The sequence below is a fragment of the Streptomyces sp. NPDC058307 genome, assembly GCF_042880295.1.
Classification (GTDB): domain Bacteria; phylum Actinomycetota; class Actinomycetes; order Streptomycetales; family Streptomycetaceae; genus Streptomyces.
On the sequence record NZ_JBHVYZ010000004.1, the window covers coordinates 61,985 to 75,358 of the forward strand.

Here is a 13,374-nt window from a genome sequence, read left to right on the forward strand (position 1 = left end):
ACCACCGACCCCTTGTCCTCCCCGGCCCCCGTCGAGGAGCCGGGACGTCTCTGTTCCGGTACTCGCGGTGCACCGTTCATCGCCGTCCCCCTCGGGCCTGTTTACAACCCCGTCAGTCTGCCTTGTCCACGGCGGATGCGTCAGCTGTGGAGAGGCTGATCACAGGAGGACGCGCGGGATGGCACAAGCCCCTCACCCGCCCCTCGCACACTTCCGCACAGGAACCGTCCCCATCGGCCCCCGTTCACACAGCTGACGGGTCGTCAGATCGGCGCTACCGTGAGCGCCATGGAGACCACGACGGCACTTCCGAAGATCATTTCCGTCGACGACCACACGGTGGAGCCCTCCGACGTCTGGCAGAACCGGCTCCCGAAGAAGTACCTCGACACCGGCCCCCGCACGGTCCGCGCCCCGCTCAAGGAGATCAGCTTCCTCGGCGGCCGCTTCAAGCCCGTGATGGGCGCCCCGGACGACGACGGACCCCTCGGCGACTGGTGGCTGTACGAGGGACTCCAGCGCCCCCTCACCCGCCTCGACACCGCGGTCGGCTACAGCAGGGACGAGATCAAGCTGGAGGTCATCACCTACGAGCAGATGCGCCCGGGCTCGTACGACGTCCCCGCCCGCCTCGCCGACATGGACGTCAACCACGTCCAGTCCGCCGTGTGCTTCCCGACCTTCCCGCGCTTCTGCGGCCAGACCTTCACCGAGGCCAAGGACCACGAACTGGGCCTGCTCTGCGTCCAGGCCTACAACGACTGGATGGTGGAGGAGTGGTGCGGCCCGCAGGCGCAGGGCCGGCTCATACCGCTCACCCTGATCCCCCTCTGGGACGCCGAGTTGGCCGCCGCGGAGGTCCGCCGCAACGCCGCCCGCGGCGTCCGCGCCGTCGCCTTCTCCGAGATACCCCCGCACCTGGGCCTGCCCTCCGTCCACTCCGACGACTGGGACCCCTTCCTCGCCGCCTGTGACGAGACCGGCACGGTCATCGCGATGCACATCGGCTCCAGCAGCCGTATGCCCTCCACGTCCGCCGACGCCCCGCCCGCCGTCGGTTCCACCATCACCTTCGCCAACTGCTGCTTCTCGATGGTCGACTGGCTGATGAGCGGCAAGTTCGAGCGCTTCCCGAACCTCAAGGTGATGTACGCCGAGGGCCAGATCGGCTGGATCCCCTACATCCTGGAGCGCGCGGACGTGGTGTGGGAGGAGAACCGCGGCTGGGGCGGCGTCGCCGACAAGGTCCACCGCCCGCCGTCCGAACTCTTCACCGAGCACGTCTACGGCTGCTTCTTCGACGACGCCTTCGGGCTGAAGAACCTCGACGCGATCGGTGTGGGGAACGTGCTGTACGAGACCGACTACCCCCACTCCGACTCCACCTGGCCCAAGTCCCGCGAGGTCGGCGAGGCCCAGATGGGGCACCTGGACCCCGACGTGGTCGAGCGGATCGTCCGCGGCAACGCCATCGAGCTGCTCGGTCTCACCCCGGACGGCCTCTGGGGCGGCCCGAAGTGATGGAGTACGGCATCCAGCTCCCCGTCCAGTCCCAGAGCACGATCTACGCCGAGCCCTGGGAGGCCGGCGCCGGTCCGGAGGACCTCGTCGAGGTGGCCCGGGCCGCCGACCGCGCCGGGTTCGCGTACATCGCCGCCTGCGACCACGTGGCGATCCCGCGCCGCCTCGCCCCCGCCATGAGCACGGTCTGGTACGACCCGGTCGCCACCCTCGCCCACCTCGCGGGCGTGACGGAACGCGTCCGGCTGCTGAGCCACGTGGCGGTGGTCGGACTGCGGCACCCCCTGATCACCGCCAAGCAGTACGCCACCCTCGACCATCTCAGCGGCGGCCGGCTGATCCTCGGGGTCGGCGCGGGCCATGTGCGGGAGGAGTTCGAGGCGCTCGGCGTCGACTTCGCCGGGCGCGGGGCCGTCCTCGACGAGTCGATCGACGCCCTGCGCACCGCCCTCGGGCCCGAGGAGTTCCCCGAACACCACGGCAAGCTCTACGACTTCGAGGGACTCGGCCAGCGTCCCCGTCCCGCGCAGTCCCGCGTTCCGGTGTGGGTCGGCGGGTCCTCTCCGGCCGCCGTGCGCCGGGCCGCCCTCAAGGGCGACGGATGGCTGCCCCAGGGCGACCCCCGCGACCGGCTGCCCGCGCAGATCGAGCGGCTACGGCGCCTGCGGGCACAGGCGGGCCGCGAAGGACCGTTCACCGTCGGGGCCATCGCCGAGCCGCTCCACCTCGGCGCACCCACGTGGGACGTCGGCCGCCGCACGCTCAGCGGCGGCCCCGACGAACTCGCGGAGTCCCTGCGCGCCTACCGCGCGATGGGCGTGGACCAGCTCCAGGTGCGCTTCCGCAGCCGCGGCCGTACCGAACTCACCGACCAGATCTCGGCGTTCGGCGCCGACATCGCCCCCCACCTCTGAGGAGTCACCGCATGGGCAAGCTGGACGGACGTGTCGTCCTCGTCACCGGCGCGGCACGCGGGCAGGGCGAGCAGGAGGCCCGGCTGTTCCGGGAGGAGGGCGCCGAGGTCGTCGTAGGCGATGTGCTCGACGAGCAGGGGAAGGCGCTCGCCGAGGAGATCGGGGCGCTGTACGTCCACCTGGACGTGAGCCAGGAGGCCGACTGGCGGCGGGCGACCCGGGCCGCCGTCGAGGAGTACGGGCGCGTCGACGGGCTCGTCAACAACGCCGGCATCCTGCGCTTCAACTCCCTCCTGGACACCCCCCTCGACGAGTTCATGCAGATCGTGAACGTCAACCAGGTCGGCTGCTTCCTCGGCATCAGGAGCGTCGGGCCGGTCCTGTCCGACGGGGGCACGATCGTCAACACGGCCTCCTACACCGGGGTGACCGGGATGGCGGGCGTGGGCGCCTACGCGGCCTCCAAGCACGCGATCCTCGGGCTCACCCGGGTCGCCGCGCTGGAGCTGGCGCCGCGCGGCATCCGGGTCAACGCCATGTGCCCCGGGGCCGTCGACACCGCGATGTCCAACCCGGCCGTCCTGGACCCGTCCGCGGACAGCGAGGAGGCCTCCCGGGGGCTCGACCGGTTCTACCGCAAGCTCGTACCGCTCGGGCGGATCGGGCGGCCGGAGGAGGTGGCGGCGCTGGCCCTGTTCCTGACGTCCGCCGACTCCTCGTACATCACCGGCCAGCCGATCGTGATCGACGGCGGCTGGCTCGCCGGGGTCTCCGTCATCTGAACCCATCGCGGTCATCTGAAGCCACCGCAGTCATCTGACTGGCCGTCAGCTATTGACGCTGTATGCGCCCGGTGCCACAGTCGGCGGCAGATCAGGAATCTGACGGAGTGTCAGAAACAGGAGTGTCAGAGACAGACTGGGGACGGTGAACCTCCTTGGAATTCGGGGTCTTTGTACAGGGATACGTGGGCAAGCGCGCCGAGACCGACCCGCTGGCCGAGCACAAGGCGCTGATGGAGGAGACCGAGTACGTCATCGAGGCGGACCGGTCCGGCTTCAAGTACGCCTGGGCGTCCGAGCACCACTTCCTGGAGGAGTACTCGCACCTCTCCGCCAACGACGTCTTCCTCGGCTACCTCGCGCACGCGACGGAACGGATCCACCTCGGCTCGGGCATCTTCAACCCGCTCGCCCAGGTCAACCACCCCGTGAAGGTCGCCGAGAAGGTGGCCATGCTCGACCATCTCACCGGCAACCGCTTCGAGTTCGGCAGCGGGCGCGGGGCCGGGTCGCACGAGATCCTCGGGTTCATCCCCGGGGTGACCGACATGAACTACACCAAGGAGATCTGGGAAGAGACCATCGCGGAGTTCCCCAAGATGTGGCTCCAGGACGAGTACACCGGCTTCCAGGGCAAGCACTGGCAGCTGCCGCCGCGCAAGGTCCTGCCGAAGCCGTACGGGAAGTCGCACCCCGCGATGTGGTACGCCGCCGGGTCGCCGCCGTCGTACGCCATGGCCGCCCGCAAGGGGCTCGGGGTGCTGGGCTTCAGCGTGCAGAAGGTCTCCGACATGGAGTGGGTCCTGGAGCAGTACAAGACGGCGGTGGTCGACGCCGAGCCCATCGGGGACTTCGTCAACGACAACGTGATGGTGACGACGACGGCGATCTGCGCGCCGACACACGCCGAGGCGATCGACATCGCCGTACGCGGTGACCTGCACTACCTGCCGTCCCTGGTCTTCCGGTACCACGACACCTTCCCGCGGCCCGAGGGGTTCCCCGTCTGGCCGGAGACCCTGCCCGAGTACACCGCGGAGTTCGTCGAGCTGCTCATCGAGGAGGAGCTGCTGATCTGCGGGGACCCGGACGAGGTGGTCCGCCAGTGCAAGCGGTGGGAGCAGGCCGGGGCGGACCAGCTGAGCTTCGGGCTGCCGGTGGGGGTGCCGAAGGAGGAGACGCTGCAGACGATCCGGCTCATCGGGGAGCACGTGATCCCGAAGATCGACACGGATCCGGTGCATCGGACCACCCGGTTCCGCGAATCCGTCTGAGGGGGTTCGGTTCCATGCTCGATCACGTCATCAGAGGTGCGACCGTCGTCGACGGGACCGGGGCGCCCGCCTTCACCGCCGACGTCGGCATCCGGGACGGTCGTATCGCTGTCGTGGGGACCGTCGCGGAAGAGGCCCGTACCGGCGAGGACGCCACGGGGCTCGTCCTCGCCCCCGGGTTCGTCGACCCCCACACCCACTACGACGCCCAGCTGTTCTGGGACCCGTACGCGACCCCCTCCCTCAACCACGGCGTCACCACGGTCGCCGCCGGGAACTGCGGCTTCACGCTGGCGCCGCTGAACCCGGCCCGCCCCGACGACGCCGACTACACCCGCCGCATGATGTCCAAGGTCGAGGGGATGTCCCTGGTCGCCCTGGAGGAGGGGGCGCCCTGGAGCTGGAGTTCCTTCGGGGAGTACCTGGACGCCCTCGAAGGCCGGATCGCGGTCAACGCCGGTTTCATGGTGGGGCACTGCGCGCTGCGGCGGTACGTCATGGGGCCGGACGCGGTCGGCGGGCAGCCGTCCGAGGAGCAACTGGCCGAGATGCTGCGGCTGTTCCACGAGGCCATGGACGCCGGCGCCTGGGGGTTCTCCACCACCCAGTCCTCCACGCACTCCGACGGGGACGGGAAGCCGGTGGCGTCCCGGCACGCGCTGCCCGCCGAACTCCTTGCGCTGTCCCGGGCCGTCGCGGAGCACGAGGGGACCCAGATCGAGGCGATCGTCGCCGGGTGCCTCGACCAGTTCAGCGACGCCGAGATCGATCTGTTCGTGGAGATGAGCGCGGCGGCGGGACGGCCGCTGAACTGGAACGTGCTGACCATCGACTCCTCCGTACCGGAGCGGGTGCCGAGGCAGCTGTTCGCGAGCGAGCAGGCGAGGAAGGCGGGCGGCCGGGTCGTGGCCCTCACCATGCCGATCCTCACGCCCATGAACATGTCCCTGGGCACCTTCTGCGCGCTGAACCTGATCCCCGGGTGGGGCCCGGTCCTCGCGCTCCCCGTCCCCGAGCGGATCGAGAAGCTCCGCGATCCGGACGTACAGAAGGAATTGCTCCGGCAGTCCCAGGCCAAGGAGGCGGGCGTCTTCCGGCGGCTGACCAACTTCGGGCGGTACGTCATCGGGGACACCTACAACGAGGCGAACCGCGGGCTCAGCGGGCGGGTCGTGGAGGACATCGCGGCCGAGCGCGGGCAGGAGCCGTTCGCCGCGCTGGTCGAGATCTGCGCGGCCGACTCCTTGCGTACGGTCCTGTGGCCCATGCCCACCGACAACGACCCGGCGTCCTGGGCGATGCGTGCCGAGGCCTGGCAGCACGAGGACGTGCTGCTCGGCGGGTCCGACGCGGGCGCGCATCTGGACCGGATGTGCGGGGCGCCGTACACGACCCGCTTCATCGGGGACTGTCTGCGCGGCCGGAAGCTGACGTCTCTGGAGCAGGCCGTGAAGATGCTCACCGACGACCCGGCCCAGCTGTTCGGGCTGCGGGAGCGCGGGCGGATCGAGGAGGGCTTCCATGCGGACCTCGTGCTCTTCGACCCGGAGCGGATCGCCGCGGGCACGGCCACCCTGGTGCACGACCTGCCGGGCGACAGTCCGCGGCTGGACTCCAAGGCGATCGGGATACGGGCCGTGTGGGTCAACGGCGTCGAGGCGATCCGGGACGACGTGGTGAGCGGGGCCGTACCGGGCCGCGTGCTGCGGTCGGGACGGGACACCCGGACGGTGAGCACCAGGTGAGTACGGCGGAGGAGCAACGGCTGTTCGTCGGCGGGGAGTGGGTGGTGCCGGACGGCGGGCACTACGCCGTGGTCGACCCGGCCGGCGAGGAGACCGTCGGGTGGGCTCCGGAGGCCTCGCGGGATCAGGTGCACGCGGCCTGTGCCGCGGCTCGCGAGGCCTTCGGTCCGTGGTCGCGCATGGCGCCGGGGGAGCGGGCGGCGATCCTCGCCCGCGCCGCCGATCTCATCCGCTCCCGCCTGGCCCCGTACGCCGAACTCGCGCAGGCCGAGACCGGCGCGACCACAGCCACGGCCCGCGCGATGCAGGTCGGCGTCGCCGCCGCCCGCTTCCGCCGGTACGCCCAGGTCGAGCCCGCCGAGTGGGCGATCCCGCCGCAGATCAACGAGGCCGGACCGATGGGGAGGGCCGCGGTGATGGGCGCGCTGGCCGTCCGGCAGCCCGTCGGCGTCGTCACCTGCATCACGTCGTACAACAACCCCTGGGCGAACCCGGCGGGCAAGATCGCCCCCGCGCTCGCCATGGGCAACACGGTGGTCGTGAAGCCCGCTCCGCAGGACCCCCTGTCCGTCTACCGTATGGCGGAGGCGCTGGAGGCCGCCGGGGTGCCGCGCGGGGTCGTGAACGTGGTCAGCGGGCGCGCGGTGGAGGTCGGCGAGGCCGCCGTCGACTCACCCGACGTCGACATGGTCAGCTTCACCGGCTCCACCGCGGTCGGACAGCGCATCGGCGAGGTGTGCGGGCGGTCCATGAAGCGGCAGCTGATGGAGCTGGGCGGAAAGGGCGCGGCGGTCGTCTTCGAGGACGCGGATCTCGGGTCGGCGGTCGCCGGCATCGGCACGACGTTCTCCTTCTACAGCGGACAGATCTGCACGGCGCCGACCCGGGTGCTGGCCCAGCGGGCGGTGTACGAGCGGCTGGTGGAGAGGCTGACCGCGTACGCCGGGCGGCTGAAGGTCGGGGATCCACGGGAGCCGGACACCGTCGTCGGCCCGGTGATCTCGGCCGCGCACCGGGAGCGGGTGGAGTCGTACGTCGAACTCGGCCGCAAGGAGGGCGCCGAGGTGGTCGCGGGCGGCGAACGCCCCTCGTACGACCGCGGGTTCTACGTCGCCCCGACCCTCCTCGCGGGCTGTGGCCCGGAGATGCGGGTGGTCCGCGAGGAGATCTTCGGACCCGTCGTGACCGTGACACCCTTCGACGACGCGGAGGAGGGCATCGCGCTCGCCAACGACAGCGACTACGGCCTCATCGACTACGTCTGGTCGGCGGACGTGGCCCGCGCCTTCCGCGTCGCACGGCGGCTGCGGGCCGGGGGAGTCGGGATCAACACGGTCGGCCGCAACATGGAGGCGCCGTTCGGCGGCTTCCGCAGCAGCGGGGTCGGACGGGACTGCGGCTCGTACGCGCTGCACGCCTACAGCGAGGTGCAGTCGATCGTCTGGCCGGGGTGAGGCGGGTTCTCTGGACGAGGTTCGGCCAACTGGCCGGTAACCCTCGGGTGGGCCCGTAGAGTCCCGGACCGGGGGCGGCGACATCGATGTCGCTGAACTGAAGACCAGTCAAGAACCTTTCCGGAGCACCGACTTGAAGCTCACGAAACAACTCGTCCTGACCACCGCGGCCCTCGCCGCCGCGACCGCCTTCCTGGGGACGACCGCCGGTAACGCGGCCCCCGCCGATGCGGCGCTCAAGCCCGTGAAGGCCCCCGCGGCACTCAAGGTGCCCGACGGCAACAAGCTCACCGGCGTGTACCCCGCCCGGGGCGTACAGACGTACACCTGCACCGACGGTGCCTGGAAGCTCCTGGAGCCGGCCGCCACCCTGTCGGACCGCAGAGGCCGCACGGTCGCCCTGCACTCCCGTGGCCCCGTCTGGGTCTCCACGGTGGACGGCAGCGCGGTGAACGCCGCCGCGATCGCCAACTCCCCCAGGACCGGCACCATCCCCGAGCTCCTGCTCCAGGCCACCGCGACCCGCGGCGCGGGCGTCTTCGCGGGCGTCTCCTACATACAGCGCCTGAACACCACCGGCGGTGTGGCCCCGGCCACCCCCTGCACCGGCACGGACCAGGTGAGCGTGGCGTACACGGCGACGTACGCCTTCTACAAGCCGGCGAAGTGACACGGGTGAGTCTCTGAGCGGCACGGCGGCGGCTTCCGCCACGCGGGGCCGCCGCCTGCACCCCAGGGCCGCGTCCTGGTCGACGAGCGCCCCTTTCGAGGCTGCCTTCGCCACCGGTCCGCGGCCCCGGTGAGAGCCGTCCGCAGGTGTTACTGGGCGTAGAACGTGGCGTCCGCCCGGTCCGTGGCCGTGCTCGGTGTCTGCACGTACAGCAGGTAGTTGAAGTGGCGGACGTAGCGGCCTGGTGAGCCGTAGGACTCGTAGGAGACGCCGGCCGAGTCGGACAGCCCCGCCCGCTTGGAGAAGGTGGCGTCGGTCGCGAACTGCGCCGTTCCGTCGTTCTTCTCCAGCCGGACCTCGAAGCTCGCGTTGCTCCGCAGGTAGTAGCCGGGGAAGTTGGTGGACTCCAGCGACACGGTGCCGCTGCCGGTCAGGCCGGTGACCACACGGAACTGCGAGTCCGCCAGCGGGCTGACGTTGGCGTCGATGCGGCCGCGGTAGTCGAAGTGGCGGATGAAGCGGTCCGCGAAGTTGTACGACGAGAAGCGCTGCGGGGTGACTCCGTCGGCGACCGGGATGCCGAAGTCGGGGGTGCCGTCGGCCTTCCAGTACACCTTCTGCACGCGGGTGCGGCGGTTGGGGTCGTTCAGCGGGTCGCCGGTGATGTCCTTGTAGCCGCGGTCGTGGTAGACGAGGACGTCGGACTTGCCGTCCTCGGAGACGGTGAAGGAGTTGTGGCCCGGACCGTACTGCGAGGTCGCCTCGCTCGTCCTGAACACCGGCTGCGCACCCTTGGTCCACGACGCCGGGCTGGTCAGGTCGGCCGTCGACGAGGCGGTCAGCATGCCGAGGCAGTAGTTGGCGTCGGTCGCGCTGGCCGAGTAGGTCATGAAGACCTTGCCGCCGTGCTCGATCACCGCCGGACCCTCGTTGACCTTGTAGCCGACCGTCTCCCAGGACAGTGTGGGCTGGGAGATCTCCGCCGGAGTGCCGGTGAGGGTCCAGGGGTTGGCCATCTTCGCGATGAACAGGCTGGTGTTGTTGTTCTCGGCCGGGTTGCGCTGGGCCCAGGCGAGGTAGCGGACACCGCCCACGACGAAGGTGGTGGCGTCGAGGGAGAAGCTCTCCCACGTCGTCTTGATCTGGCCCTTCTCGGCCCAGGTCGCGGTGAGCGGGTTGGCGCCGGTGCCCTCCAGGACGTACATCCGGATCGCCCACTGGTCACTGGTGGAGCCGGCGGCGAAGTACACGTACCACTTGCCGTCGATGAAGTGGATCTCCGGCGCCCAGATGTGGTTGCCCATCACGCCGCTGGCGTGCTTGGTCCAGATCGTGGTCTCCGGGGCCGTCGACAGGCCCTGGATGGTGGTCGCGCGGCGTAGCACGATGCGGTCGTACTCGGGGACGGTCGCGGTGAAGTAGTAGTAGCCGTCGGTGTGCTTGAAGATGTGCGGGTCGGCGCGCTTCTCGGCGATCGGGTTGGTGTAGGTCACGGCGGGTGAGTCGGGCACGGCCGCGTGGGCGGCGGTGCCGGGCCCGGCGAGACAGCCCACCAGGGCGAAGAGGACGGCGGCGAGCAGCCGTACGGCGTTGCGTCTCAAGGGGTTGCTCCAGATCACGGGTCAGGTCGTGGGGACGAGGCGCCACTGCTGGCAGTTGTTGTTCAGCCAGGTCCACAGCCGTACGTCGGTCCCGTTCGTGGTGCCGCAGTTGGCGACGTCGGCGACCTTGCCGCTGTTCTCGTTCACGATCCGCACGTAGTCACCGGTGGCCGTGTAGACCAGGCGGAACTTCTGGCAGTTGTTGTTCAGCCAGGACCACTGGGCGATGTCCGTGCCGTCGGCCGTCGCGCAGTTCGCGGTGTCCATGACCTTGCCGGTGGCGACGTTGACCAGCCGGCTGGTGTCGTTGCCGAGGTCCTCGACGCGCCACTTCTGGTTGGCGCCGCCGGTACAGCTCCACTGGAAGATGTTGGTGCCGTCCGTGGTGTTGCCGCCCTCCACGTCCAGGCACTTGCCGCTGTTGCGGTTCACCAGGGTGTACGCGGTCGGGGTCGTCGCCGTCTCGCCCGAGGGGCCGGGCAGCGTGGTGCCGAGCGCGACCGGGGTGCCGAAGTTCGGCGTGCCGTCCGCGTTCCAGGTGAACTTCTGCGCCCGCGTCGTACGACCGTTGCCGCAGCCGCCGTTCGCGGTGTCGTTGGCGTGGTAGACGATCCAGTTCTCGGTGCCGTCCGGCGAGGTGAAGAAGCCGTTGTGGCCGGGGGCGTAGACGCTCGCCGCGTCATCGCGCTGGAAGACCGGCGTGGACTTCTTCGTCCAGGAGGCGGGGTTCAGCGGGTCGGTGCCGGTCAGTTCCAGCTGGCCCAGCTTGTAGTCCGCGGTCTGGCAGTAGCTGGCGGAGAAGGTGAGGAAGATGCGGCCGTCGTGGTACAGCGGTTCCGGGCCCTCGTTGACCGCGGCGCCCGAGGTCTCCCAGCTCGCGGTGGGGCTGGAGATGATGGTGAAGGTGCTGCTGGCCAGCGTGTACGGGTTGCTCATCGGCGCGATGACCAGGCTCTGCTTGCTGCCGTTGATGAAGCCGCTGCCGATCAGGTACAGGCTGTTGTTGGCCTTGAGGACGGTGGCGTCGATGAGCCAGCCGCCGGGGGTGAGGTTGGAGCCGCTGAGCTGGTTCTTGTAGGTGTACGGGCCCATCGGGTCGGTGCCTGCGCTCTCCAGGACGTGGGTGCGCTGGGAGTCGCAGCAGGCGACGCCGCTCTGCGCCGCGGAGTAGTACAGGTACCAGTGGCCGTCGAAGAAGTGGATCTCCGGCGCCCAGATGTTGGTGTTGCGGGTGGAGGTGGTGTCACTCCAGATCTGGACGCTGGCGGCCGTGGAGAGTCCCGCCAGGGTCGGCGACTTCCGCATGGTCAGCACACCGGTGAAGGACGTGGTGACCAGGTAGTAGTTGCCGTTGTAGTACTCAAGCCACGGGTCGGCTCCCTTTTGCGACTTGATCGGGTTGGTGTACGGGCGGCCCTCGGCGGCGGTGGCCGGGGTCGTCGCCGACACCATGGCGATCAGTACGGCGAGCACGCACAGGATGAGGGACCTGTGGCGTCTGGCGGGGGGCTGCTCTGACATCTTTGGCATGCGGGACCGTCCCTGTCCGTAATTTTCGAACGTTGTTCGTAAATTCGGTCAGAAGATAAGCGGGGGCAATGATTCCGTCAACGGTTTCGTCACATGCACTTCACCTGCGGGACTTCAACCCGCGGATCGGACCGAGATACGGGGGAGTTCTCCAAACAGGAGTTGTCGGTCGTGGGCGGGCTGGGGCTCTGACGTTCTCCTTTCAGGATGGACCTTGGTCGTCAGACCTCCCCGGGATCGGCCGACGGCGTGATCGTCCGGTTCGTCCTGCTGGAGTACCTCTCTTTCGACGCCGCCGCTGTCGAGGATTTCCGCCGGAGTTCCTGGCGCGTGGGTGAGCGCACCTACACCTGCGCCGTGTGCGGACCTTCCCTTCAGGAAGGGGAGGATTCAATGGTCCAGATCCACTCGCACGGTCAACTGACCGACCCCTATGGCCCGTACCGCCGCGCTGTTCATCCGTGGCAGCGAGCGCAGTCGTACGGCGGTGTCGTCGTCCGGCATGAGATGGGCGGTCCCGGTGTGCCACCGCCCCCGGACGCGCACCCGGACCCGCGGATCGGCCTTGATGTTGCGGACGTACTGCGACCGCTCGCCGAACTCGGAGACCAGCCAGAAGGACCCGCCGATCCGCTTGCCGCCGACCGGGGTCCTGCGGGGCAGGCCCGAGGTGCGGCCGGTGGTCTCCAGGACCGTCTGGAGGGGCAGTCGGCGCATGATCGGGTTGAAGCGGCGCTGAAGGGCCGTGACGGCCCGGTACTTGCTCTCCGGATTGGCGGACATGGGTGGTGAGACTCCTGTCTCTGGGCTTCGTGCGGTCTTCCTTCCGGTCTTCCGTAACCCGACCGGTGGCCCCGATGATCTCAGGGTCGGCCGGGCGGACGAAGGGTGTCGGCGATGCGTGTGGTGACCTGGAACCTCTGGTGGCGCTTCGGCCCGTGGGAGGAACGCTAGAAGGCGATCCTGGCGGTGCTGCGGGAGCTGCGGCCGGATGTGGTCGGTCTCCAGGAGGTGTGGTCGGCCGACGGCCCGGGTGGCGGGAACCTCGCGGAGTGGCTCGCCGGTGAGCTGGGCCTGCACTGGGCGTGGGCCGCCTCCCCCGCCTCGGAGCGCTGGCAGCGGCGGATCGGTGACCCAGGGGTGGAGGTCGGCAACGCGGTACTGAGCCGCTGGCCGGTGGTCGACCAGGCGGTTCTCCGGCTCCCCGCCCCCGAAGCGCTGGACGACGGGCGCCTCGCCTTCCACACCAGGCTCGCGGGACCGTCGTACGACATCCCCTTCTTCACCACCCACCTCACCTCCGCCCCGACCGCCTCGGCGATCCGCTGCCGACAGGTCACGGCGCTGGCGGAGTTCGTGGCGGAGCACCGGTCGGGCACCGACTTCCCGCCCGTCGTCACCGGCGACTTCAACGCCCGGCCCGACTCCGACGAGATCCGTCTCTTCGGCGGCTACAAGACGGCCCCGGCCGCCCCGGACCAACTCTTCCTGGACGCCTGGGAGTACGCGGATCCTACGGCCCCCTCGGCGACCTGGGACCCGGCCAACCCGTACGTCCGCGTGGCCCCGCCGGTCCGCATCGACTACATCCACGTGGGCCCGCCGGGGGCGACGGGGCTGGGCCACGTCCTGGGCGTCCGGCGCGCGGGCGACGGTCCGGTCGACGGGGTCTGGCCGTCGGACCACGCGGCGGTCGTGGCGGACCTGGCGGACGGGTCAGAGTGACTTCACCAGGGCGGCGAAGGCGCCGTGGCTGACGGTGACGATGGTTTGGGCGGCGTCGGAGTCCGTGATGTGGACGTTGTCGGGGTCGGTGGATATATGGACGCAGGCGTCGCCTTCCTGGCAGTAGGACGACTTCTGCCAACGGTCCGTGATCATGT

The 13,374-nt window shown here is 69.9% G+C and carries 11 protein-coding genes and 1 pseudogene; 8 read left to right on the forward strand and 4 right to left on the reverse strand.

The features are described from left to right. The first annotated feature begins 288 nt into the window (after positions 1-288). The 7 genes from ACFVYN_RS04610 to ACFVYN_RS04640 all read left to right on the forward strand — a co-directional run bounded on the left by ACFVYN_RS04610 (position 289) and on the right by ACFVYN_RS04640 (position 8,360). Entirely contained in the window at positions 289-1,521 is a 1,233-nt protein-coding gene (locus ACFVYN_RS04610; RefSeq protein ID WP_389992427.1) for an amidohydrolase family protein, read from the forward strand. Beyond that, positions 1,521-2,435 (forward strand): LLM class F420-dependent oxidoreductase, encoded by a 915-nt coding sequence (locus tag ACFVYN_RS04615; protein ID WP_389992430.1) that lies wholly within the window; start codon positions 1,521-1,523, stop codon positions 2,433-2,435. The genes ACFVYN_RS04610 and ACFVYN_RS04615 overlap by 1 nt, the downstream gene beginning before the upstream one ends. Positions 2,436-2,446: 11 nt before the next feature. Next, positions 2,447-3,217, forward strand: coding sequence for an SDR family NAD(P)-dependent oxidoreductase (locus ACFVYN_RS04620; protein ID WP_389992433.1), 771 nt, complete (start codon positions 2,447-2,449; stop codon positions 3,215-3,217). Positions 3,218-3,372: 155 nt separating this feature from the next. Continuing rightward, positions 3,373-4,491 carry an LLM class flavin-dependent oxidoreductase gene (locus ACFVYN_RS04625; RefSeq protein ID WP_389992436.1) on the forward strand — a complete coding sequence of 373 codons (1,119 nt, stop codon included), beginning with the start codon at positions 3,373-3,375 and terminating at the stop codon, positions 4,489-4,491. Positions 4,492-4,505: 14 nt separating this feature from the next. Beyond that, positions 4,506-6,236, forward strand: coding sequence for an amidohydrolase family protein (locus tag ACFVYN_RS04630; protein WP_389992439.1), 1,731 nt, complete (start codon positions 4,506-4,508; stop codon positions 6,234-6,236). Next, positions 6,233-7,690, forward strand: a complete 1,458-nt coding sequence (locus ACFVYN_RS04635) for an aldehyde dehydrogenase family protein (protein ID WP_389992442.1) — start codon at positions 6,233-6,235, stop codon at positions 7,688-7,690. Before ACFVYN_RS04630 ends, ACFVYN_RS04635 begins: the two co-directional genes overlap by 4 nt. Before the next feature lie 133 nt (positions 7,691-7,823). Then, on the forward strand, positions 7,824-8,360 hold the full coding sequence (locus ACFVYN_RS04640; RefSeq protein ID WP_389992445.1) for a DUF3455 domain-containing protein: 537 nt from the start codon (positions 7,824-7,826) through the stop codon (positions 8,358-8,360). 149 nt (positions 8,361-8,509) lie between these two features. Here ACFVYN_RS04640 and ACFVYN_RS04645 read toward each other — a convergent pair whose 3' ends face one another. From ACFVYN_RS04645 to ACFVYN_RS04655, 3 genes are all read right to left on the reverse strand, one after another. Next, positions 8,510-9,961: a family 43 glycosylhydrolase gene (locus ACFVYN_RS04645; protein ID WP_389992448.1), complete on the reverse strand. Its 1,452-nt coding sequence runs from the start codon at positions 9,959-9,961 to the stop codon at positions 8,510-8,512. 21 nt (positions 9,962-9,982) lie between these two features. Then, entirely contained in the window at positions 9,983-11,413 is a 1,431-nt protein-coding gene (locus ACFVYN_RS04650) for a family 43 glycosylhydrolase (RefSeq protein WP_389992836.1), read from the reverse strand. Positions 11,414-11,881: 468 nt separating this feature from the next. Beyond that, complete coding sequence (locus ACFVYN_RS04655; RefSeq protein WP_389992451.1) at positions 11,882-12,274, reverse strand: nitroreductase/quinone reductase family protein; 393 nt, start codon at positions 12,272-12,274, stop codon at positions 11,882-11,884. A 114-nt stretch (positions 12,275-12,388) separates the two neighbouring features. On the opposite strand from ACFVYN_RS04655, the pseudogene ACFVYN_RS04660 reads away from it, so the two are divergent. Then, positions 12,389-13,216: pseudogene (locus ACFVYN_RS04660) on the forward strand (endonuclease/exonuclease/phosphatase family protein). Here the strand turns inward: ACFVYN_RS04660 and ACFVYN_RS04665 are convergent. After that, the gene (locus ACFVYN_RS04665) at positions 13,208-13,372 is read right to left on the reverse strand and encodes a DUF397 domain-containing protein (RefSeq protein ID WP_389992454.1); all 165 of its coding nucleotides are present in this window, start codon (positions 13,370-13,372) and stop codon (positions 13,208-13,210) included. The pseudogene ACFVYN_RS04660 and the gene ACFVYN_RS04665 sit on opposite strands and share 9 nt — an antisense overlap. Positions 13,373-13,374: the final 2 nt, after the last annotated feature.